Origin of the sequence: Streptomyces sp. NPDC051211 (assembly GCF_040689505.1) — a bacterium.
Lineage (GTDB): Bacteria > Actinomycetota > Actinomycetes > Streptomycetales > Streptomycetaceae > Streptomyces.
This window is the reverse complement of record NZ_JBFBAV010000053.1, coordinates 24,025-44,317: the sequence shown is the minus strand read 5'-3', so window position 1 is coordinate 44,317 and position 20,293 is coordinate 24,025. Positions and strand designations below refer to the sequence as shown.

The following is a 20,293-nucleotide window of genomic DNA, read 5'->3' as shown; positions in this document are numbered from 1 at the left end:
CGCGATCCGGGTCAGGATGACGGTCTGCCCGACCGTCGGGACGGTCAGTTCCCGCTTCAGCGCGGCCGCCGCCGCCGCGAACGCCGGCACCCCGGACCGCACCGGGGGGGGCGCCCCCGTTCGCTTCCCGGGAGGGTCAGGCAGCCGCGGCCGCGTCCGCCGCCTGGGCCTTCAGGGCCCGCTCCACACCCGAGCGCGACTCCGACACCAGCCGGCGCAGCGCCGCATTCGGCTCCGCCGAAGCCAGCCACGCATCCGTCGCGTCCAGTGTCTCCTGCGAGACCAGCAGCGCCGGGTACAGCCCCACCGCGATCTGCTGCGCGATCTCGTGGCTGCGGGTCTCCCAGATCTCCTTGACCGCCGCGAAGTACTTCTCCGCGTACGGCGCCAGCAGCTTGCGCTGGTCGGTCTGGACGAAGCCGCCGATCACCGCCTCCTGCACCGCGTTCGGCAGGTCTGCGGACTCCACCACCGAGGCCCAGGCCGCCGCCTTCGCCTCGGCCGTCGGGCGCGCCGCCCGCGCCGTGGCCGCGTGCCGCTCGCCCGCCGCCGTCTTGTCCCGCTCCAGCTCCGCCGCGATCTCCGGCTCGTCCGCGCGCCCGGTCGCCGCCAGCCGCTCCAGGAACGTCCAGCGCAGCTCCGTGTCGACGACCAGGCCCTCGACGGTCTGCGTGCCGTCCAGCAGGGCGGCGAGCAGGTCCAGCTGCTCCGGGGTGCGGGCGGTCGCCGCGAACGCGCGGGCCCACGCCAGCTGGTGGTCGCTGCCCGGCTCCGCCGCCCGCAGGTGCGTCAGCGTCGCCTCGGTCCACGCGGCCAGGCCGGTCTCCCGCCACGCCGGGTCCGCGTACAGGTCGACCGCCAGCTTCACCTGCCGGTGCAGCGACTGCACCACGCCGATGTCGGTCTCCTTGGCGATGCCGGAGAGGACCAGCGCGAGGTAGTCGCGGGTGGCGAGCTCGCCGTCCCGGGTCATGTCCCAGGCCGAGGCCCAGCACAGGGCGCGCGGCAGCGAGGCCTCGAAGTCGCCCAGGTGCGCGGTGACCTTGGCCAGCGACTCCGCGTCCAGCCGGACCTTCGCGTACGACAGGTCGTCGTCGTTGAGGAGCACCACGTCCGGGCGGTGGTGGCCCACCAGCTCCGGCACCTCGGTCAGCTCGGCGGCCGCGATGTCCAGCTCCACGCGCCGCTCGCGCAGCAGCTTCCCGGTCGTCTCGTCCAGCGAGTAGAAGCCGATAGCGATCCGGTGCGGCCGCAGGACCGGCTCGCCCTTCGCGCCGGCCGGCAGCGCCGGGGCCTCCTGGCGGACGGCGAAGGAGGTGATCCGGCCGTGCGCATCCGTCTCGATCTCCGGGCGCAGGATGTTGATGCCGGCCGTCTCCAGCCACGCCTTCGACCAGGCGGCCAGGTCGCGGCCGGAGGTCTTCTCCAGCGCGCCCAGCAGGTCCGACAGGCGGGTGTTCCCGAAGGCGTGCTGCTTGAAGTACGCCTGCACGCCCTGGAAGAAGGCGTCCATGCCGACGTAGGCGACGAGCTGCTTCAGCACCGACGCGCCCTTGGCGTAGGTGATGCCGTCGAAGTTGACCAGGACGTCGTCCAGGTCACGGATGTCGGCCATGATCGGGTGGGTGGACGGCAGCTGGTCCTGCCGGTACGCCCAGGTCTTCATGGAGTTGGCGAAGGTGGTCCACGAGTGCGGCCACTTCGAGTCCGGGTGGTAGGCCTGGCAGGCGATCGAGGTGTAGGTCGCGAAGGACTCGTTCAGCCAGAGGTCGTTCCACCACTCCATGGTGACCAGGTCGCCGAACCACATGTGGGCCAGCTCGTGGAGGATGGTCTCGGCCCGCACCTCGTACGCCGCGTCGGTCACCTTCGACCGGAACACGTACTGGTCGCGGATGGTCACCGCGCCCGCGTTCTCCATCGCGCCGGCGTTGAACTCCGGAACGAAGAGCTGGTCGTACTTGGCGAACGGGTAGTCGTAGTCGAACTTCTCCTGGAACCAGTCGAAGCCCTGCCGGGTGACCTCGAAGATCGCGTCCGCGTCGAGGAACTCGGCCAGCGAGGGCCGGCAGTAGATGCCGAGCGGGACGGTCTGCCCGTCCGGGCCCTCGTAGGAGCTGTGCACCGCGTGGTACGGGCCCACGATCAGCGCCGTGATGTACGTCGAGATGCGCGGCGTCGGCTCGAACCGCCAGATGTGGTCGGCGGGCACCTCCGGCGTCGGCGAGTTGGAGATGACCGTCCAGCCCTCGGGCGCCTTCACGGTGAACCGGAAGGTCGCCTTCAGGTCGGGCTGCTCGAAGGAGGCGAAGACGCGGCGCGCGTCCGGCACCTCGAACTGCGTGTACAGGTAGGCCTGCTCGTCGACCGGGTCGACGAACCTGTGCAGGCCCTCGCCGGTGTTGGTGTACGCGCAGTCGGCGACCACCTTCAGCTCGTTCCGCCCGGCCGCGAGGTGCTTGAGCGCGATCCGGGAGTCCCGGAACACCGCCGCCACGTCGAGCGACTTGCCGTTCAGGACGACCTCGTGCACGGCCGGCGCGACCAGGTCGATGAAGGTCTCGGCGCCCGCCTCCGCGGAGTCGAAGCGCACGGTGGTCACGGAGGGGTAGGTGCCGCCCTCCTGCGCACCGCTGAGATCGAGCTCGATCTCGTACGAGTCGACGGTGAGCAGCTTCGCCCGCTGCTGAGCCTCTTCACGGGTCAGGTTCGTGCCAGGCACGCGTTCATCTCCTTCGATGGTGACGTTGCCCCGCCATCCTTCCACGCGCGCTGGCGCACCGTGCCGGACTAACCCACGGGCGAACGCGAGGTCGGATTTTGGCCAGCTTTGCCCCGGTCCGGCCCGCACCCTGGAGCCCATGACGACCTACACTCCGCTGCCCATCGGGCCCGCCGCCCTCGCCGCACTCCGCGACCGGGACGACGCGGGCCGGCCCTGCCGCCCGTACACCGACGAGGAGGGCGGCGCCCCGCTGCGCTGCTGCCTGCGCCTGAGCGAGCAGGGCGAGCGGATCGCGCTGGTCTCGTACGCCCCGCTGCGCCGCTGGGCCGCCGAGACCGGCGCGGATCCGGGCGCGTACGACGAACAGGGCCCGCTCTTCATCCACGCGGCGGACTGCGGCGGCCCGGCCCCGGCCCCCGACGCAGCCCCGGATGCGGCCTGGCCCTTCGCCCGCCCCGGCGCCCTGCGCACCGCCCGCCGCTACGGCGCGGCCGGCCACATCCTCGGCGGCCGCGTCCTCGACCTGGGCCCCGACCCGTCCGCCGCCCTCGAAACCGCCCTCGCGGAGGCCTTCGCCGACCCGGCGGTGGCCCTGGTCCACCTCCGCGCGGCAGAGTTCGGCTGCTTCCTCTTCGAGGTCCGCCGGCCCTGAGCCGCGGCGGCCCGGGAGACGCGAAGGGGCGGCACCGTCACGGTGCCGCCCCTTGTGCGCAGGTACGCAGGTACGCAGGTGAGCAAGGGCTCAGGCCTGGCGGAGCTCCTCCGCCACCAGCTCGGCGATCTGCACCGCGTTCAGGGCCGCGCCCTTGCGGAGGTTGTCGTTCGAGAGGAAGAGGGCGAGGCCGTTCTCCACGGTCTCGTCGGACCGGATGCGGCCCACGTACGAGGCGTCCTTGCCGGCCGCCTGGAGCGGGGTCGGGATCTCCGAGAGGATGACGCCCGGCGCCTCCGCGAGCAGCTCGTAGGCGCGCTCCACGCTGATCGGGCGCTCGAAGCGGGCGTTGACCTGGAGGGAGTGGCCGGAGAACACCGGGACGCGCACACAGGTGCCGGAGACCTTGAGCTCCGGGATCTCCAGGATCTTGCGGGACTCGTTGCGGAGCTTCTGCTCCTCGTCGGTCTCGAAGGAGCCGTCGTCGACCAGGTTGCCCGCCAGCGGGACCACGTTGAAGGCGATCGGGCGCTTGTAGACGCCGGGCTCCGGGAAGTCCACGGCCTCGCCGTCGAAGGTCAGCTGGTCGGCCGCCTCCGACACCGCACAGGCCTGGGCCTTGAGCTCGGCGACACCGGCCAGGCCGGAGCCGGACACGGCCTGGTAGGTGGTGGCGACCATCGCGCTCAGCCCGGCCTCCTCGTGGAGGGGGCGCAGCACCGGCATGGCGGCCATGGTGGTGCAGTTGGGGTTGGCGATGATGCCCTTGGGGCGGTTCTTGATCGCGTGCGGGTTGACCTCGGAGACGACCAGCGGGACCTCGGGGTCGCGGCGCCAGGCGGAGGAGTTGTCGATCACCACGGCGCCCTGGGAGGCGACCTTCTCGGCGAGGGCCTTGGAGGTGGCGCCGCCGGCCGAGAACAGCACGATGTCGAGGCCGGAGTAGTCCGCGGTGGACGCGTCCTCGATGGTGATCTCCCGGCCCTCCCACTCCAGGGTCGAGCCGGCCGACCGGGCCGAGGCGAACAGCCGCAGCTCGTCCACCGGGAACTTCCGCTCGGCGAGGATGCGGCGCATGACGCCGCCGACCTGTCCGGTGGCTCCGACGATTCCGACCCTCACGGTGACTCCTTCTGGTGCGTACAGCTCGGTCAAGCCTGCTCCATCATGCGTGCGACCCCGGCAGGCTTGTCCAATCCATTGTCCGTAGTACGGACGATCTGTCCCAGCGGACGGGTTCCCTCCGGCGCGGCCCGGTCCGTGGCGCCGGTCAGCGGCGGACCTCCGGGCTCCACTTGCCGGAGCTGTGGATTCCGACCGGGCCGGTCGGGGCGGTACCGCGTACGTCCCGGGCCCGGTGCACAGCCGCCGGCCGTGACAAGTGTGTGGCGGGCTTGTTGCACGGCCAAAAAATGGCTGTTTTTGCAGGTGGGGGCTGGTTACCGTCGAGTCGATTCGGCCGTGACCGCTATCCGGACACGGTGTCCGAAGAACGAAACCGACCATGGGGGAGATCCACCGTGCGCGCCCACCGCCACAGCCGCCGCTCCACAGCGGTCCTCGCTGCCACCGTCACTGCCGCCCTCGCGGCCCCGGTCCTGCTGACCGCCACGCCCGCCACCGCCCACCAGAACCCGGAGAAGGCGGCCCGGAAGCTCGCCAAGGAGCTCGTGGAGGAGTCCTCCGGCCGCAGCGCCTACCGGCACCTGGCGGCGTTCCAGCGCATAGCCGACGCCAACGGCGGCAACCGGGCCGCCGGCACCCCCGGCCACGAGGCATCCGCCGCCTATGTCCACGACACCCTGAAGAAGGCCGGCTACCAGGTCTCGTACCAGGACTTCGAGTTCCACGAGGCGAAGACGAAGACGGAGAAGACCACCGTCCTCGGCACCGGGGGCGCCGCGGACCGCGAGCTGGCAACCGCCGCCTTCGACTTCACCACGAGCACCCCCGCCGGCGGCCTGACCGCCCCGATCGCCCTCGCCCGGGTCGACGAGACCCCCGGCTGCGACGCCGCCGACTACCCGGCCGGGGCCTTCGCCGGCAAGATCGCCCTGGTGAAGCGCGGCTCCTGCACCTTCGTGGAGAAGCAGAACGCGGCCCATGCGGCCGGCGCCCTCGGCGTCATCGTCTACAACCACAGCGGCACCACCCCGATCCGCGGCGGCTTCTCCAGGCCGGCCGACGGGCTCATCCCGAGCGCCGGCATCACCCTCGCCGACGGGGAGGCGCTGACCGCGGCCGCCGCCAAGGGGGAGGTGAAGGTCCGCCTCGACCTCGACCAGGAGCACGTCGCGAAGAAGACCCGCAACGTGATCGCGGAGACCCGCGGCGGCCGCGCCGACAAGGTGGTCACGGTCGGCGCCCACCTGGACTCGGTCGCGGAGGGTCCGGGCATCAACGACAACGCCTCCGGCTCGGCGGGCCTGCTGGAGGTCGCCCTCAAGCTGGCGGAAGAGACGCGCGGCAAGGGCAAGGGCAAGCAGCCCGCCAACAAGGTCCGCTTCGCCTGGTGGTCGGGCGAGGAGCTGGGCCTGCTCGGCTCCGACCACTACGTGGCCCGGCTGTCCGAGCAGCAGAAGAAGGACATTGCGCTCTACCTCAACTTCGACATGATCGCCTCGCCGAACGCGGTGCAGTTCGTGTACGACGGCGACGACTCGGACAAGAAGGGGGCGGGCGCCGGCCCGGCCGGCTCCGCGCAGATCGAGTCCCTGATCAACGGGTTCCTCGACCGGCAGGGCAAGCCGCACGAGGGCAGCGACTTCGACGGCCGCTCCGACTACGGCCCGTTCATCGCGAACGGCATCCCGGCCGGCGGCACCTTCACCGGCGCCGACGGCATCAAGACCGAGGAGCAGGCCAAGCGGTACGGCGGCACGGCCGGGCAGCCGTACGACCCGAACTACCACGGGGCCGGCGACACCCTGAAGAACCTGGACCTGAAGGTCTTCGACACCAACGTGGACGTCATCGCGCACGCGGTCGGCACCTACGCGCAAGACCTGCGCCCGCTCGGCAAGTGAGCGGCCGCTAGCGGCCGGCCGGTGACCGGCCGGCCGGACAGACCGAAGGGGCCGGTGCTCGTCGCGAGCACCGGCCCCTTCGTCATGCGGTCATGCGGTCCTGCGGTGTTACGGGGTGACCTTCTCGATCTGGACGCTGCCGGTGCCGGCGGCGGTGCCGCGGGCGTTCAGCAGCTGGACCTGGCCGAAGAACTGCCGGCCCTCGGGGGCCGCGCTGTTGACCAGGACGTTCGCCGAGACCTGCGCCGAGGCGCCGTTGGCGAGGTTCACCGCGGCCGACTCGTCGACCTGGACGGAGCCCAGGGCGGCCGAGAAGAAGACGTCGCGGTAGTCGTACGTGGTGGTCCCGGCCGGGATCGCGTAGCCGAGGACCTCGATGGTGTAGGTGCCGGCGGCCGGGTTGGCCAGGCTGACCGACTCCTCGGAGTCGCCGTCCGCGGAGGAGCCGACCTTCACGCCGTCCTTGTAGACGTCGAGGTCCAGGTCGGCGGCCGCGTCGGAGACGTTGCCGATCGCGATGTCCAGACGGGAGACGCCCTCACCGATGGTGACGGTGCTGGTCTGGGTCTCGTGCTCGGAGATGGTCGGCTTGGCGACCTTGGCGGAGCCGAGGGCGCCGCCCTGGAGCTTGCCGCCGGTGATGCCCGCGAAGTCGTTCTTGACGGTCAGCGAGACCGGCGCCGGGACGCCCTGCTTGACCTCGGGGAGCACCTTGACCGCGGGGTCGAAGGTGGCGCCGAGGACGGCCACGTCCAGCTTGAACGGGTTGTCGAGCAGCGGCGAGGTACGGCGCGCCTCGACCTCGATCTCCCAGACACCCGGCTGCGGGTCGGTGTACGACCGCAGGTCGGGGCGGCAGGTGTTGGCCGGGTTGTTGTAGTTCGGGTAGCAGTTGACCGTGGACGTCGGGTCGACCGCCACACCGTACGGGTGGATCGCGATGAACCGGGTCTGGCTGCCGGCGCCCAGGCCGCCGAGCGCGACCTCGAGGGACTTGGCGCCCTGCGGGACCGTGACGAAGTACGACTTGTGGCTGTTGCGCTGCACCGTGGAGGTGTTGGAGAAGCCGTACGAGGGCTTGGCCAGCTGAGCCGAGGCCACGACGGTGGCCAGGATCTGCTTGTCGATGCCCTCGGTGGTCTCGTCGTCCAGCTGCAGGATGCCGCTGTGGACGCCGGCCGAGCCGGCCTTGGCCTCGACCTTGATGGTGACGGGCTTGTTCAGCGGCAGGGTGACGTAGTCGTAGCCGCCGAGGACCTTGAAGGTGCCGTCGTTGTAGCGCCAGCTCAGGTTGTGCCGGGTGCCGTACTTCACGCCGGTGGTGCGGGTGACGACGACGTCGTAGACCTTCTTCTGGTCGACCTTGAGACCGCCCTCGCGGTCGTACAGGCCGGCACCGAAGCCCGGGGTCTTCAGGAACTGGTCGATCGCGGTGTCCACCGGGGCCTTGACGGTGAAGTCGTTGGCCTTGGCGCCGCGCTGGATGGACTCCCACGCCGCCGGGATGTTGATCAGACCGGAGCCCTGGGCGTGCGCCGGGACGCCGTCGATCTTCTTGGCGGAGCTGGTGAGCGCCGTGCGCAGGACGGCCGGCGTGAGCGCGACCTTCTGCTGCTTGGCGGCCGAGATCAGCAGGGCGCTGGCGCCCGCCGCCTGCGGCGAGGCCATCGAGGTGCCCTGGAGCATGCCGTAGCCGGCCGGCAGCTGGTACCCGGCCTCGGCGACCGGCTGGCCGGGCACCCAGGTCTGGACCGTGTTGATCGAGGCACCGGGGGCGCTGATGGTCGGCGTGAAGCCGCCGTCCTCACGCGGGCCGCGCGAGGAGAAGTTGAACATGTTGTACTTCTTCGCCACCGCGGAGCCGTAGTTGGCGGCCCAGGTCTCCTTGGAGACCGAGGCACCCACGCTGATGACCTTGTCGGCCAGCGAGGGGTCGCCGATGGTGTTGAGGCCCGGCCCCGAGTTGCCGGCCGAGATGACCAGCTGGACACCGTAGGTGTCGATCAGGCGGGTGTAGAGCTCGGCGCGCGCGTTGTTGCCGTCGTTGAGCGCCGGCAGGCCGCCGATGGACATGTTGACGATGTCCACGCCGCGGTTGACGACGAGGTCGATCATGCCCTCGGTCAGCGCGACGTTGGTGCAGCCGCCCGACCAGGAGCAGGCGCGCGAGGAGACCAGCTTGGCACCGGGCGCGGCGCCGTTCATCTTGCCGCCGAACAGGCTGTTGGCGGCGGTGATGCCGGCCACGTGGGTGCCGTGCTCGGACTCGATGATGCCGACGTTGACGAAGTCGGCCTTCTTGCCGACCCAGTCACCGCCCAGCGGGTCCATCGGGACGTCCTTGCGGATCTGGATCACGAAGGGGATCCGCTCGGCGACCTCGGTCGCCGGGTTGTCCGTGCCGAAGTAGCCGATCTGGTAGCCGTCCTTGTACGGCTTCATCGGCTCGTTGTTCGTGAAGTCGCCGTCCTGGTCGGTGTCGACGCGGACGGTGCCGGCGGCCGGGTCGTAGAGCAGGCCGAACCGGTCGGTGGTGTCCCCGTCCCGGTTGACGTCGCCCTTCATGTCGCCGTTCGCGGTGATCGACTCGCTGAACCGGCTCCACTGGAAGCTGCCCTCGGGGGCCTTCCAGCTCTGGCCGCCGGCGCTGAAGGTGCCGGCGCTCGGGGTGACCGGAGTGATCTGGGCGCGCCAGGTGCCGTCCGAGTCGGTGATCGGGTCGGTCGCCGTGACCCAGTCGACGATCTTGCGCTCGCCGGTGGTGGTCTGCTGGAGCGCCGGGTGGCCGAGGTCGACGCCGGAGTCCAGGATGCCGATGGTCACGCCGCGGCCGTCGGCCTGCGGGTTCTGGTTGACGAAGTCGACCGCACCGGTCTCGAAGGACGGGTTGTACGGGTTCTTCGCGGGGGTGTCCTTGCCGGGCGCCGGGTAGGTCTCGGCGACCGTGCGCTTGACGGTGCCCGAGGCGCGGTCGGCCTCCGGGCGCGGGTCCGGCAGCTGGATCTCGTGCCGCAGGTCGATGCCGTGCACGGAGGACAGCTTGGCGGCGGCCTTGAGTGCGGCCTCCGCCCTGTCGGTCGGCAGGGTGGCGCGGACGTAGCCGAGCTTGTCGTACGTCTGGCCCACCGAGCTGCCCTGGACGGCGTCGAGCTGCTGGGCCACCTGCTTGGTCTCGCCCGGGGCGGTGGCGACCATCACGGTGACGGTCTTCTCGCCCTTGGCCTGCGCCTCCTGCAGCAGCTCGGCGTCGGCCGAACCGAGCTTCTGGTCGGCCGACTTGACCGGTGGTGCAACCCAGGGGTCATCGGCGCTGCCGGCCGCGAACGCGGGCACGGCGGTGGCCGCGAGGGCGGCCACCAGACCGGCCGCGGCCGCGACGCGGGCGGCGCGTCTGGCCCCGGATATGGAGCTGGGGGATTCGAGGGTCATCAGCATCCCTGTAAGTGAAAGAAACGGTCCGGATTTCGGTGCCGGATGACCGGTCAGCCTTGCGTAAATGACTGCTGCTTGGGGAGGGTTGCCGGATACCGATTCGGGGTGTGGCGCACTCTCGCCACTGCGAGGGATACGCCAGGAAGGCCGTACCGGGGTATACCGGGACGAGCCGAGGATGCTGAAGAATCGTTTTGTTGACTTCCCGACGATCCGGGTGTGACAGTTTCGGGTCGGTCAGCGCTCGCGCGTGCGCGCGTAATGACGGGAAGCCTTCGCGCGGTTGCCGCAGGCGGCCATCGAGCACCAGCGGCGGGTGCCGTTGCGCGACACGTCGTAGAAGTGCAGCACGCAGCTCTCCCCTGCGCACTTGCGGATCCGGTCCGGCCCCGAGCCCAGCAGGTCGAGGTAGTCGCGGGCGGCCGTCCAGGCCGGCCCCCAGGCGGGATCGGCGAACTCGGCCCGCTCGCCCGGCCCCTCGGTGGTCAGGGTGGCCCGGATCCGGCCGTGCTCCAGTACCGAGTCGACCAGCGAGCGGGCGCCCGGATCGGCCGGATCGGCCACCGCGCGGGCCAGCGCCTCACGGGCGGTCAGCAGGTGCACCAGGGTCGCGGCATCGGCCCGGAACCGGTCGTCGAGCCCCGTGCTGCGCAGCCAGACGGCCAGCCCTTCCACCCGGCTCAGCCCGGCCCCGGCCCCCGCGAAGAGGTCCAATACCACACCCTCCTGCACCCAGCGGGTGTTCAGCAGGTCCAGTGCCACCGGCTCCCCGGTCAGCGGGCGCGGGTCGGTCGCGGCCGTCATGATCCCTCTCCTGTCGTCGCTAACCCCTCAAGAGTACGTGACCGGTTGACACCTCCCCTCCTAACCCCTAACTTAAATTTAGAAGGTTAGGAATGGGAAGCGGCAACAACGAGGAAGAGGGAACCGCCATGACGGCTGTCATCAGCGCGCTGCGCACCGGCCACGTCGGCCTGAACGTCACCGATCTCGCCCGGTCGCTCGGCTTCTACCGGGACGCCCTCGACTTCGAGGTGCTGGCGGAGGGCAAAGAGGAAGGCCGCCGGTTCGCCCTCCTCGGCCAGGACGGCGAGCTCGTCCTCACCCTCTGGGAACAGGCGGACGGCGGATTCGCCCCGGCCGCCGCCGGGCTGCACCACCTGGCCCTCTCGGCCGGCTCCGTCGAGGAGGTCCGGGCGTACGAGGCCCGGCTGCACGACCTGGGCGTGCAGTTCGCGTACGACGGGATCGTCGCCCACGGGGAGGGCGCGTCCTCCGGCGGCATCTTCTTCCACGACCCCGACGGCACCCGGCTGGAGATCTCCGCCCCTACCGGCGCCGAGGGCGCGCCCGCACCGGTCGCCGGGGCCCCCACCTGCGGATTCTTCTAATGAACGGCGTCATCGGGGCGTATCACCCGGGCACCCGGGCGGTGCAGGACAGGGTCGGGGTGCGGGAGCTCGCCGAGCACGTTGGCCGCTCCATCGGCACGGACATCCGGGACGTCGCGGCCGCTTTCCTGGCCCGGCAGCCGTTCCTGGTGATCGGCGCGGCCGACCGGGAGGGCCGGGTCTGGGCCTCAGTGGTGGACGGTGAGCCCGGTTTCGTCCGGGCCGTCGGTCCCCGCTGGATGGAGGTCTCCGGCAGCGTCCCCGACGGCGACCCGCTGGCCGAGGCGCTCACGCTGCCCGGGCTGCCCGTGGGCACCATCGCCCTCGATCCGCGCACCCGGCGCCGGATGCGGCTCAACGGCACGCTGGCGCCGCCTGCGGTCGGCGGCGGTTTCGCCGTCCTGGCAGAGCAGGTATTCGCCAACTGCCCGAAGTACCTGCAGAAACGGGAGCCGCTGGAGACGGTGACGGAGGGAGCCGGGGTCGTGCGGCACGGGGGTGCGCTCGAACCCGGCCAGGTGCGGACCGTCCGCACCGCCGACACCTTCTTCGTCGCGACCACTGCAGAAGACGGGGTGGACGCCAGCCACCGGGGCGGCAACCCGGGCTTCGTGGAGGTTCGCTCCCCGCACGAGCTGGCCTGGCCGGACTACGCGGGCAACGGGATGTTCCTCACCCTCGGCAACCTGGCGGCCGACTCCCGAGCCGGCCTCCTCTTCCCCGACTGGGAAACCGGGGCGGTGCTCCAGCTCAGCGGCCGGGCCCGGACCGCCTTCGGGGACGACGGGGCGCGCACGGTGGTCTTCCGGATCGAGTCGGTGATCGAGAGCCTGCCGGCCGGCCGGCTCCGCTGGAGCCGGCCGGAATACTCCCCGGCCAACCCTCCTGTCGGCCCTCACCGGGGCAGCACCACCAGATAGGAGGCCGGGTCGCGATCGCCGGACGCCGTCAGGGCGGTCCGGACGACCGCGGCCTGCTGCTCGGCGTGATCGCGCAGCTTGCGCGGGGTGATGTGGATGACCGTCACCCCCAGCCGCTCCAGTGCCTCCCGCTTGCGGGCGTACTCCGACCACTGGTCGTCCCCGCCCTGCCGCGGGGCCCGGGTGTCCAGCTCGACCGCGACCGCGTGGTCGGGCCAGTACGCGTCCACCCCGCCCAGGTGGGGGCCGCCGGGGACCCGCAGGTCCACGTTCCAGACCGGCTCCGGCAGCTGGTGGCGGCGGACCATGTCGTACAGCCGGTCCTCGGCGATCCCGCGGCCCTCGGCGAGCAGCGACTCGACGGCGTCCACCACGTGAGCCCGGTTCAGCAGCCGGGCGACGGTCAGCTCCCGGACCAGCGCGGCCGGTTCGCAGTGCCCGCCGCGGACGGCTTCGCTGAGCAGCCGGCGGATCGTACCGGCGTCCGAGAGCTGCGCGACGGCATCGGCGACGGCCCGGGCCACCGGGGCGACCGGCAGCCCGGTCACCTCGTTCGGCCGCGGCGGGGCCTGCGCCCGCACCAGCCGGGCGCAACCCGCCGAACGCAGCCGGCGGGTGCTCGGCACGAGGACGTCGATGTGCTGGAGGGCGAGCAGCGGGGGAGCGGAGGCGAACCGGTACAGCGCGAGCGCGGCCAGCCCGGTGATCATCGCCTCCCCGCCGCGCCGCCCGGCGTACAACAGCACGGCGTGCAGCCGCTCCTCACTGGTGGCGGGCCCGGCGTGCAGCAGGAACACACCCGGCAGGATCTGCTGCCAGGGCCGCTCCGCGGCATCGGCGGGGGTGACGCCGTGCTCGCGGAGCTGGGCGAGGGTGAGGACGCGGGGGCGGGAGCCGTTGCCGGCGAGGTGCCGGAGGGGGAGGGGGGTGTTGTGGTTCATGCGGCTGGGATTCCCGGCGGGGAGGGGGGTGCTAACCCGTGTTACACGGCCGTCGCCAAAACGGGACAACCTGGGGCTAAAGTACGGACGTTCGACGACCGAATAGGCCCCCCGCTCCCGGCCCCTCCCTGGGTGCCGCTGCGCGGGCCTTTCCCCTACCCACCCCTTCCCGAACTGGGGGCAGGCCCCCAGACCCCCGTACGTGCGCTCAAACGCCGCACGGGCCGGATGTGCGCAGCACATTCCAGCCCCGCCGGCGTTCGAGGCGCGGGGTCTGGGGCGGAGCCCCAGTTCGGGAAGCAGGGTCAGGAGGTGGAGGAGGCGGCGTCGCAGGACTGGGCGCGGAGGGCGCGGGCCAGGTCGTCGCGGGACTCCAGGACCAGGCGGCGCAGCGCCGGCGCCGCGTCCGGGTGGGCGGAAAGCCACGCATCGGTCCGGGCGAGCGTCGCCGGTTCGTCCTGCAGGGACGGGAACAGCCCCCGGACCACGTCCATGCCGATCTGGATCGACCGCTCGGACCACACCCGCTCCAGGACGGAGAAGTACGGCTCGGCGAACGGCGCCAGCAGCTCGCGCTGCGAGGACTGCTGCATCCCCGCGATCGTCGCCTCCACCAGCGCGTTCGACAGCGCGTCCGACTCGACCACCGCCGCCCACGCCTGCTCCTTCACGGCCGCCGACGGCCGCGCCGCCAGGCACCGCACCTGGTGCCGCTTGCCCGAAGCCGTGTCGTCACGGGCGAGTTCGGCGGCCAGGACGGCCTCGTCGACCGCGCCGTGCGCGGCCAGCGGCAGCAGGAAGTCCCAGCGCAGCTCCTGGTCGATCTCCAGGCCGTCGATCCGGGCCGTCCCCGCCAACAGGCCGAGCAGCAGCTGGAAGTCGCCCTCCGAGGAGGCGCTCGCCGCGAAGAAGCGGGCCCAGGTCAGCTGGTGTTCGGACCCCGGCTCGGCCAGCCGCAGCTCGTGCAGCGCGCCCGCCGCGAGCTCCCGGCCGCCCTGCTCGCGCCAGTCCGGCGCCGCGCAGTGGGTGATCGCGCCCAGCGCCTGCCCGTGCAGCATCTGCAGCACGCCCACGTCCGACTCCCGCCCGGCGAAGGCCAGGACGAGGGAGAGGAAGTCCCGGGCCGGCATCAGCGCGTCCCGGGTCAGGTTCCACAGCGCCGACCAGCACAGGGCCCGGGCCAGCGGGTCGGTCACCGAGCCGAGGTGCTTGCGCAGCGTGGCCAGCGAACCCTCGTCGAAGCGGATCTTGCAGTACGTGAGGTCCTCGTCGTTGACCAGGATCAGGTCGGGGCGGGCCGACCCGCCCAGCTCGGTGATCACCGTACGGGCGCCGGCCACGTCCGCCTCGGTCCGCGCGTACCGGACCAGCGAGCCGTCCGACTCCAGCCGGTACAGGCCGATGCCGACCCGGTGCGGGCGCAGGGCGTCGCCCTCCTGCAGCACCGCGAGCTCGGTGATCCGGCCCGTCGCGTCGTACGTCACCGCAGGGGTCAGGGCGTTCACCCCGGCCGTCTGCAGCCAGGCCCGCGACCATTCGGTCATGTCCCGGCCGGACACCTCGGCGAGGACCGAGAGCAGGTCCTCCAGGGTGGTGTTCCCGTACGCGTTGGCCTTGAAGTAGCGGCGCGCGCCCTCCAGGAACGCCTCCCGCCCGGCGTACGCGACCAGCTGCTTCAGCACCGCCGCGCCCTTGGCGTAGGTGATGCCGTCGAAGTTGAGCTTGGCGTCCTCCAGGTCGCGGATGTCGGCCGTGATCGGGTGGGTGGACGGCAGCTGGTCGGCCCGGTAGGCCCACGCCTTGCGGTTGTTGGCGAAGGTCACCCACGCCTGGTCGAAGCGGGTGGCCTCGACCTGGGAGAAGGAGCCCATGAAGTCCGCGAAGGACTCCTTCAGCCACAGGTCGTCCCACCACTTCATGGTGACCAGGTCGCCGAACCACATGTGCGCCATCTCGTGCAGGATCGTGTTGCACCGGCGCTCGTAGGAGGCCCGGGTGACCTTCCCGCGGAAGATGTACTCCTCGCGGAAGGTGACCATGCCCGGGTTCTCCATCGCGCCGAGGTTGTACTCGGGCACGAAGGCCTGGTCGTACTTCCCGAAGGGGTACGGGTAGTCGAAGTTCTCGTGGAAGAAGTCGAAGCCCTGCTTGGTGACGAGGAAGATGTCGTCGGCGTCGAAGTGCTTGGCCAGCCCCTTGCGGCACATCGCGCCCAGCGGGATGGTCAGGTCCCCGCGCGTGTAGGTGTCCGTGACGTAGTGGTACGGACCGGCCACCACGCAGGTGATGTACGTGGAGATGGGCGCGGTCTCGGCGAAGCGGCGGGTCAGCCCGTCCTCGGAACGGGTCTCCTCGGCGCCGTTGCTCCAGACCTGCCAGCCCTCCGGCGCGGTCACCTCGAACCGGTAGGGCGCCTTCAGGTCGGGCTGTTCGAAGTTCGCGTACACCCGGCGGGCGTCGGCCGGCTCGTACTGGGTGTACAGGTAGACCTCGCCGTCCTCGGGGTCCACGAACCGGTGCATGCCCTCGCCCGTCCGGCTGTACGCGCAGTTCGCGTCCACGACCAGGACGTTCTCGGTGGCGAGGTCCCGCAGCGCGATCCGCGCCCCGTCGAAGACGGCGGCCGGGTCCAGCTCCTGGCCGTTGAGGGTCACCGAGTTCACGGAGGGGGCGATCAGGTCGGCGAAGGTGGCGGTGCCCGGTGCGGCCGCCCGGAAGCGGATGGTGGTCACCGAGCGGAAGGTGCGCGGTCCCTCGGCCGGTTCGGCCTCGTCCACCGCGGACCTCAGGTCGAGGACCACCTCGTACCCGTCGACGGACAGCAGCTCGGCCCGCTCACGGGCCTCGTCGCGGGACAGATTCTCTCCGGGCACAGGCACTCCTTCGTGCGATCTCGCCTTCTACGTTTCGAATCCTCCCACGGGAATGCGGCGCGCCCCCGGCCGGTTGGCCAGGGGGAACAGCGTCACGGCCATTGAGTATCCATTGAGCATGAGGAGTGACATGTCGGACACCCAGGTGCGCGAGAAGACCCCCGTCGACTTCTGGTTCGATCCGCTCTGCCCGTGGGCCTGGATGACCTCCCGCTGGATGCTGGAGGTCGAGAAGGTCCGCGACGTGGAGGTCCGCTGGCACGTGATGAGCCTCGCCGTCCTCAACGAGGACCGGCTGGAGGAACTCCCGGAGATCTACCGGGAGCTGCTCGGCCCCAAGGGCTGGGCCCCGGTCCGGGTGGTGACGGCGGCCCAGCAGAAGCACGGCGACGAGGCGGTCGGCAAGCTCTACACCGCGCTCGGCACCCGCTTCCACAACAACGGCGAGGGCCCGACCCGCGAGGCGATCGCCGCGGCCCTGGCCGATGTCGGCCTGCCGGCCGAGCTGCTCGACTTCGCCGACTCCGACGAGTACGACGAGGTCCTGCGGGCCTCGCACAACGACGGCATCGAGCGGGTCGGCCAGGAGGTCGGCACCCCGGTGATCTCGGTGCCCGGCGCCGACGGCGAGGTGGCGTTCTTCGGCCCGGTGGTCACCCCGACCCCGCGCGGCGAGGACGCGGCCCGGCTGTGGGACGGCACCCTGCTGGTGGCCTCCACCCCGGGCTTCTACGAGATCAAGCGCACCCGGACCGCCGAGCCGTCCTTCGAGTGATCCGGTCACCCGGTCACCCGGGCATCGGTACACGGCAGAAGGCCCTCGCGAGTCACGTCCTCGCGAGGGCCTTCTGCTTGACACGTCCGCCGTGAAGGTTGAGAAGACGATCACGAGGCGGACGGACCGGGGGTGCCGGTCAGCCCTTGACGGGGATCAGCAGCGGGGTGTTCGCCTTGGCGTCGGCGTAGCGCTTGGCCACGTCCTGCCAGTTGACGACGTTCCACATGGCCTCGATGAAGTCGACCTTCTGGTTCTTGTACTGCAGGTAGAAGGCGTGCTCCCAGGCGTCGAAGACCAGGATCGGCACGGAGGCCTGGCCCACGTTGCCCTGGTGGTCGTAGATCTGCTCGACGATCAGGCGGCCGCTGATGGGCTCGTACGCGAGCACGCCCCAGCCCGAGCCCTGGGTGGCGGAAGAGGCGAAGGTGAGCTGCTTCTTGAACTTGGCGAAGGAGCCGAAGGACTCGGTGATCGCGTCCGCGAGCTCGCCCACGCCGTCGGCCGCGGTCGGCTCGCCGCCGCCCTCGCCGGTCTTCGGGCTGGCCATGTTGTGCCAGTAGATGCTGTGCAGGATGTGGCCGGAGAGGTGGAAGGCCAGGTTCTTCTCCAGGCCGTTCAGCGCGCCCCAGTTCTCCTTGTCGCGCGCCTCTTCCAGCTGCTCGAGGGTGTCGTTGGCGCCCTTGACGTAAGCCGCGTGGTGCTTGTCGTGGTGCAGCGTGATGATTTCCGGGTTGATCACCGGCTCCAGCGCCGCGTAGTCGTACGGAAGCTCAGGAAGCGTGTAGATGGCCATGCGTGTGTCCGGTCCCCTCAGCGTGCCAACTGCTTATTGCAATCAATGCGCAACTGCACGCTAGCAGTATCTATTCCGTCTCACACGTAAGGGTTACCTCTCTTGATCGACACGGGAACGGCGAAGGGCCCCGTGCGGTGCACGGGGCCCTTCGCGGAGGTGTGGCCGGGTCAGTCGCGGGCGGCGGCGGCCCGGCGCTGCATCGCGTAGCCGGTGGCGGCGAGCGCGGCGGTCAGCCCGCCGGTGAAGACCACCTGCACCCGGGTGTCGGCATCCCAGGCCATCAGCACCAGCACGCCGAGCACGCCGGCCAGCGCCACCCAGGTGAGATAGGGGAAGCCCCACATCTTCACGACCAGCTTTTCCGGGGCCTCCCGCTCGGTCCGGCGCCGCAGCACGAACTGGGAGACGGCGATGAAGCCCCAGACCACCAGGATCACGCCGCCGACCATGTTCAGCAGCCAGGTGAAGAGGGTGTCCGGGTACCAGTACGACAGCAGTACGCAGACGAAGCCGAAACCGGAGGAGGCCAGCACCGCGCGGCGCGGCACCCGGCCGGTCACCTTGCCGAGGGCCTTGGGGCCCTGCCCGCGGGAGACCAGCGAGTAGGCCATGCGGGAGGAGCCGTAGATGTTCGCGTTCATCGCGGACAGCAGGGCGATCAGGATGACCGCGTTCATGATCTGGCCGGCGCCGGGGATGCCGAGGTGGTCCAGGGCGGTGGCGTACGGGGCCTTCGCGGCGCCCTCGGAGTTCCACGGGATCAGGGTGACGATGAGCAGCATCGAGCCCACGTAGATGATGCCGATGCGCCACATGGTGGTCCGCACGGCCTTGGCCACCCCGCGCACCGGGTCGTCGGATTCGGCGGCCGCGATGGTCACGGTCTCCAGACCGCCGTACGCGACGACGGACGCGAGCAGGCCGACCAGCAGGCCCTCCACCCCGTGGGGCAGGAAGCCGCCGTCGTGCAGCAGATTCGCGGTGCCGGGGGAGTCGGTGCCGGGCAGCACGCCGAGAACGGCGAGCGTGCCCAGGGTGAGGAACAGGCCGATCGCGCCGATCTTCAGGGCGGCGAACCAGAACTCGAACTCGCCGAAGTTGGAGACGGCGGCCAGGTTGGTGCCGCAGAACACCGCCATGAAGATCAGCACCCACATCCAGGGCGGGGTGCCGGGGAACCACCCCGTCAGGATCGCGGCGGCCCCGATGGCCTCGATGGCCACGCCCACGCAGAGCAGGGTCCAGAACATCCACCCGGCGGTGAAGCCGGCCCACGGGCCGATGGCCCGCTCGGCGTGCACCGAGAAGGAGCCGGAGGCCGGGTTGGCCGCGGACATTTCGCCGAGCATCCGCATCACGAACATCACGAGCAGACCGGACGCGGCGTACGCGAGCACGATCGAGGGACCGGCGGCGGCGATGCCGGCGCCCGAGCCGACGAAGAGCCCGGCGCCGATGACCCCGCCGAGGGCGATCATCGAGAGGTGGCGCTGCTTGAGACCGTTGGACAGCGGGGATCCGGCGGCGCCGGCCGGCGCCGCCTGCTCGGGAGGTGTGAGGGTGGTCTGGCTCATCTTGGGTGTGCCTGTCCGGTGTGCGGGTGGACGGGGGAAACGCGCCCCAGTGTGGTCCCGGTCCGCTCAGCGGACGTTTGGTGTCCGTTATCCGGACGGGCGGCTCACCCGCAGTGATCAGGTCCGTACGCTGTCGGCGGCAGCAGGGGAGCGGACCGAGGGGGATCCGGATGCGCGGCGGGAACGGCAACGAGGGCAACGGCGACGAGCGCAACGGCAACGCGGGCAGCGGCAACGCGGGCAGCGGCAACCCGGGCAACGGCGGCCGGGTGCGCGAACTGGCCGCGACGGGCCGGGGCGTGCTGGTGACCGGCGCCTCCCGGGGCATCGGCCGCGCCATCGCCACCGCCTTCGCCCGGCAGGGCGACCGGGTGGCGGTGCACAGCACCGGCCGGCAGGCCGACGCCGAGGAGACCCTGGCCGCGCTGGAAGGGCGAGGGCACGTGCTCGTCACCGGCGACCTCGCCGATCCGGCGCGGGTCGAAGCCCTGGCCGGCGAGGCCGCCGACGCGCTCGGCGGGGTGGACGTGCTGGTCAACAACGCCGCGGTGATGGTCCCTCACCCGCTGCCCGGGACCTCGTACGCCGACTGGCAGGCGGCCTGGCAGCGGACCGCTGCCGTCAACCTGTTCGGCGCCGCCAACCTCAGCTACTGCGCGGCCCGCCGCATGATCGACGACGGCCGGGCGGGGCGCATCGTCAACATCGGCTCGCGCGGGGCCTTCCGCGGCGAGCCGGACCACCCGGCGTACGGAGCCACCAAGGCGGCCCTGCACGCGCTCGGCCAGTCCCTGGCCGTCTCCCTCGCCCCGCACGGGATCGCCGTCGCCTCGGTGGCGCCGGGGTTCGTGGCCACCGAGCGGGTCGCGGACCGGCTGACCGGGCCGGAGGGCGAGCAGATCCGCACCCAGAGCCCCTTCGGCCGGGTCGCCGCCCCGGAGGAGATCGCCTCGGCCGTGCTCTACCTGGCCTCGCCCGCCGCCCTCTGGAGCTCGGGCACCGTCCTGGACGTCAACGGCGCCTCCCACCTCCGCTGACCCGCCGTCCGGCGGCGATGCCGCCGGGCCGAGATGCCGCGCAGCGGCACTTCGAGCCCGAGCGGCGATCGAGCGCCGGGGCCACCGCCGTCGGCGAGGCTGCCCCGGGACCCCGCCGGAGCACGGCTCAAGCGCGCCCCCCGGGGCC

14 protein-coding genes and 1 pseudogene are annotated in these 20,293 nt (G+C 71.5%); 6 read left to right on the top strand and 9 right to left on the bottom strand.

The annotated features are described in order from the left end of the window. Together AB0447_RS32380 and pepN (AB0447_RS32375) are read right to left on the bottom strand one after the other, a co-directional pair. A pseudogene (locus AB0447_RS32380) lies at positions 1–93 on the bottom strand (precorrin-4 C(11)-methyltransferase); the annotation flags it as partial. Positions 94–136: 43 nt separating this feature from the next. Further along, on the bottom strand, positions 137–2,722 hold the full coding sequence (gene pepN, locus AB0447_RS32375; protein WP_366480448.1) for an aminopeptidase N: 2,586 nt from the start codon (positions 2,720–2,722) through the stop codon (positions 137–139). A gap of 139 nt (positions 2,723–2,861) precedes the next feature. On the opposite strand from pepN (AB0447_RS32375), the gene AB0447_RS32370 reads away from it, so the two are divergent. Further along, complete coding sequence (locus AB0447_RS32370; protein WP_366480447.1) at positions 2,862–3,377, top strand: DUF1203 domain-containing protein; 516 nt, start codon at positions 2,862–2,864, stop codon at positions 3,375–3,377. Positions 3,378–3,467: 90 nt separating this feature from the next. On the opposite strand, the gene AB0447_RS32365 is transcribed toward AB0447_RS32370, so the two are convergent. Then, positions 3,468–4,499, bottom strand: coding sequence for an aspartate-semialdehyde dehydrogenase (locus AB0447_RS32365; RefSeq protein WP_366480446.1), 1,032 nt, complete (start codon positions 4,497–4,499; stop codon positions 3,468–3,470). Positions 4,500–4,897: 398 nt separating this feature from the next. Between AB0447_RS32365 and AB0447_RS32360 the strand changes: the two genes are divergently transcribed. After that, complete coding sequence (locus tag AB0447_RS32360) at positions 4,898–6,403, top strand: M28 family peptidase (protein ID WP_366480445.1); 1,506 nt, start codon at positions 4,898–4,900, stop codon at positions 6,401–6,403. Positions 6,404–6,511: 108 nt separating this feature from the next. Here the strand turns inward: AB0447_RS32360 and AB0447_RS32355 are convergent, their stop codons facing one another. Both AB0447_RS32355 and AB0447_RS32350 read right to left on the bottom strand, forming a co-directional pair. After that, positions 6,512–9,832, bottom strand: coding sequence for a S8 family serine peptidase (locus AB0447_RS32355; protein WP_366480444.1), 3,321 nt, complete (start codon positions 9,830–9,832; stop codon positions 6,512–6,514). 240 nt (positions 9,833–10,072) lie between these two features. Beyond that, positions 10,073–10,639: a CGNR zinc finger domain-containing protein gene (locus AB0447_RS32350; RefSeq protein WP_366480443.1), complete on the bottom strand. Its 567-nt coding sequence runs from the start codon at positions 10,637–10,639 to the stop codon at positions 10,073–10,075. Between the two features lie 128 nt (positions 10,640–10,767). Here AB0447_RS32350 and AB0447_RS32345 point away from each other — a divergent pair, with 128 nt between their 5' ends. Then, positions 10,768–11,226 (top strand): VOC family protein, encoded by a 459-nt coding sequence (locus tag AB0447_RS32345; RefSeq protein WP_366480442.1) that lies wholly within the window; start codon positions 10,768–10,770, stop codon positions 11,224–11,226. Then, positions 11,226–12,146 (top strand): pyridoxamine 5'-phosphate oxidase family protein, encoded by a 921-nt coding sequence (locus tag AB0447_RS32340; RefSeq protein ID WP_366480441.1) that lies wholly within the window; start codon positions 11,226–11,228, stop codon positions 12,144–12,146. Before AB0447_RS32345 ends, AB0447_RS32340 begins: the two co-directional genes overlap by 1 nt. Here AB0447_RS32340 and AB0447_RS32335 read toward each other — a convergent pair. Next, positions 12,122–13,087 (bottom strand): hypothetical protein, encoded by a 966-nt coding sequence (locus tag AB0447_RS32335; RefSeq protein WP_366480440.1) that lies wholly within the window; start codon positions 13,085–13,087, stop codon positions 12,122–12,124. The genes AB0447_RS32340 and AB0447_RS32335 overlap by 25 nt on opposite strands. Positions 13,088–13,392: 305 nt before the next feature. After that, positions 13,393–15,960, bottom strand: coding sequence for an aminopeptidase N (gene pepN / locus AB0447_RS32330; RefSeq protein ID WP_366480439.1), 2,568 nt, complete (start codon positions 15,958–15,960; stop codon positions 13,393–13,395). A gap of 130 nt (positions 15,961–16,090) precedes the next feature. Between pepN (AB0447_RS32330) and AB0447_RS32325 the strand changes: the two genes are divergently transcribed. Further along, positions 16,091–16,735 carry a DsbA family protein gene (locus tag AB0447_RS32325; protein WP_366480438.1) on the top strand — a complete coding sequence of 215 codons (645 nt, stop codon included), beginning with the start codon at positions 16,091–16,093 and terminating at the stop codon, positions 16,733–16,735. 139 nt (positions 16,736–16,874) lie between these two features. On the opposite strand, the gene AB0447_RS32320 is transcribed toward AB0447_RS32325, so the two are convergent. Next, positions 16,875–17,531, bottom strand: a complete 657-nt coding sequence (locus AB0447_RS32320) for a superoxide dismutase (RefSeq protein ID WP_366480437.1) — start codon at positions 17,529–17,531, stop codon at positions 16,875–16,877. A 170-nt stretch (positions 17,532–17,701) separates the two neighbouring features. Next, the gene (locus tag AB0447_RS32315; protein ID WP_366480436.1) at positions 17,702–19,108 is read right to left on the bottom strand and encodes an amino acid permease; all 1,407 of its coding nucleotides are present in this window, start codon (positions 19,106–19,108) and stop codon (positions 17,702–17,704) included. A gap of 170 nt (positions 19,109–19,278) precedes the next feature. Here AB0447_RS32315 and AB0447_RS32310 point away from each other — a divergent pair, with 170 nt between their 5' ends. After that, positions 19,279–20,145 (top strand): SDR family oxidoreductase, encoded by an 867-nt coding sequence (locus AB0447_RS32310; protein ID WP_366480435.1) that lies wholly within the window; start codon positions 19,279–19,281, stop codon positions 20,143–20,145. Positions 20,146–20,293 lie beyond the last annotated feature (148 nt).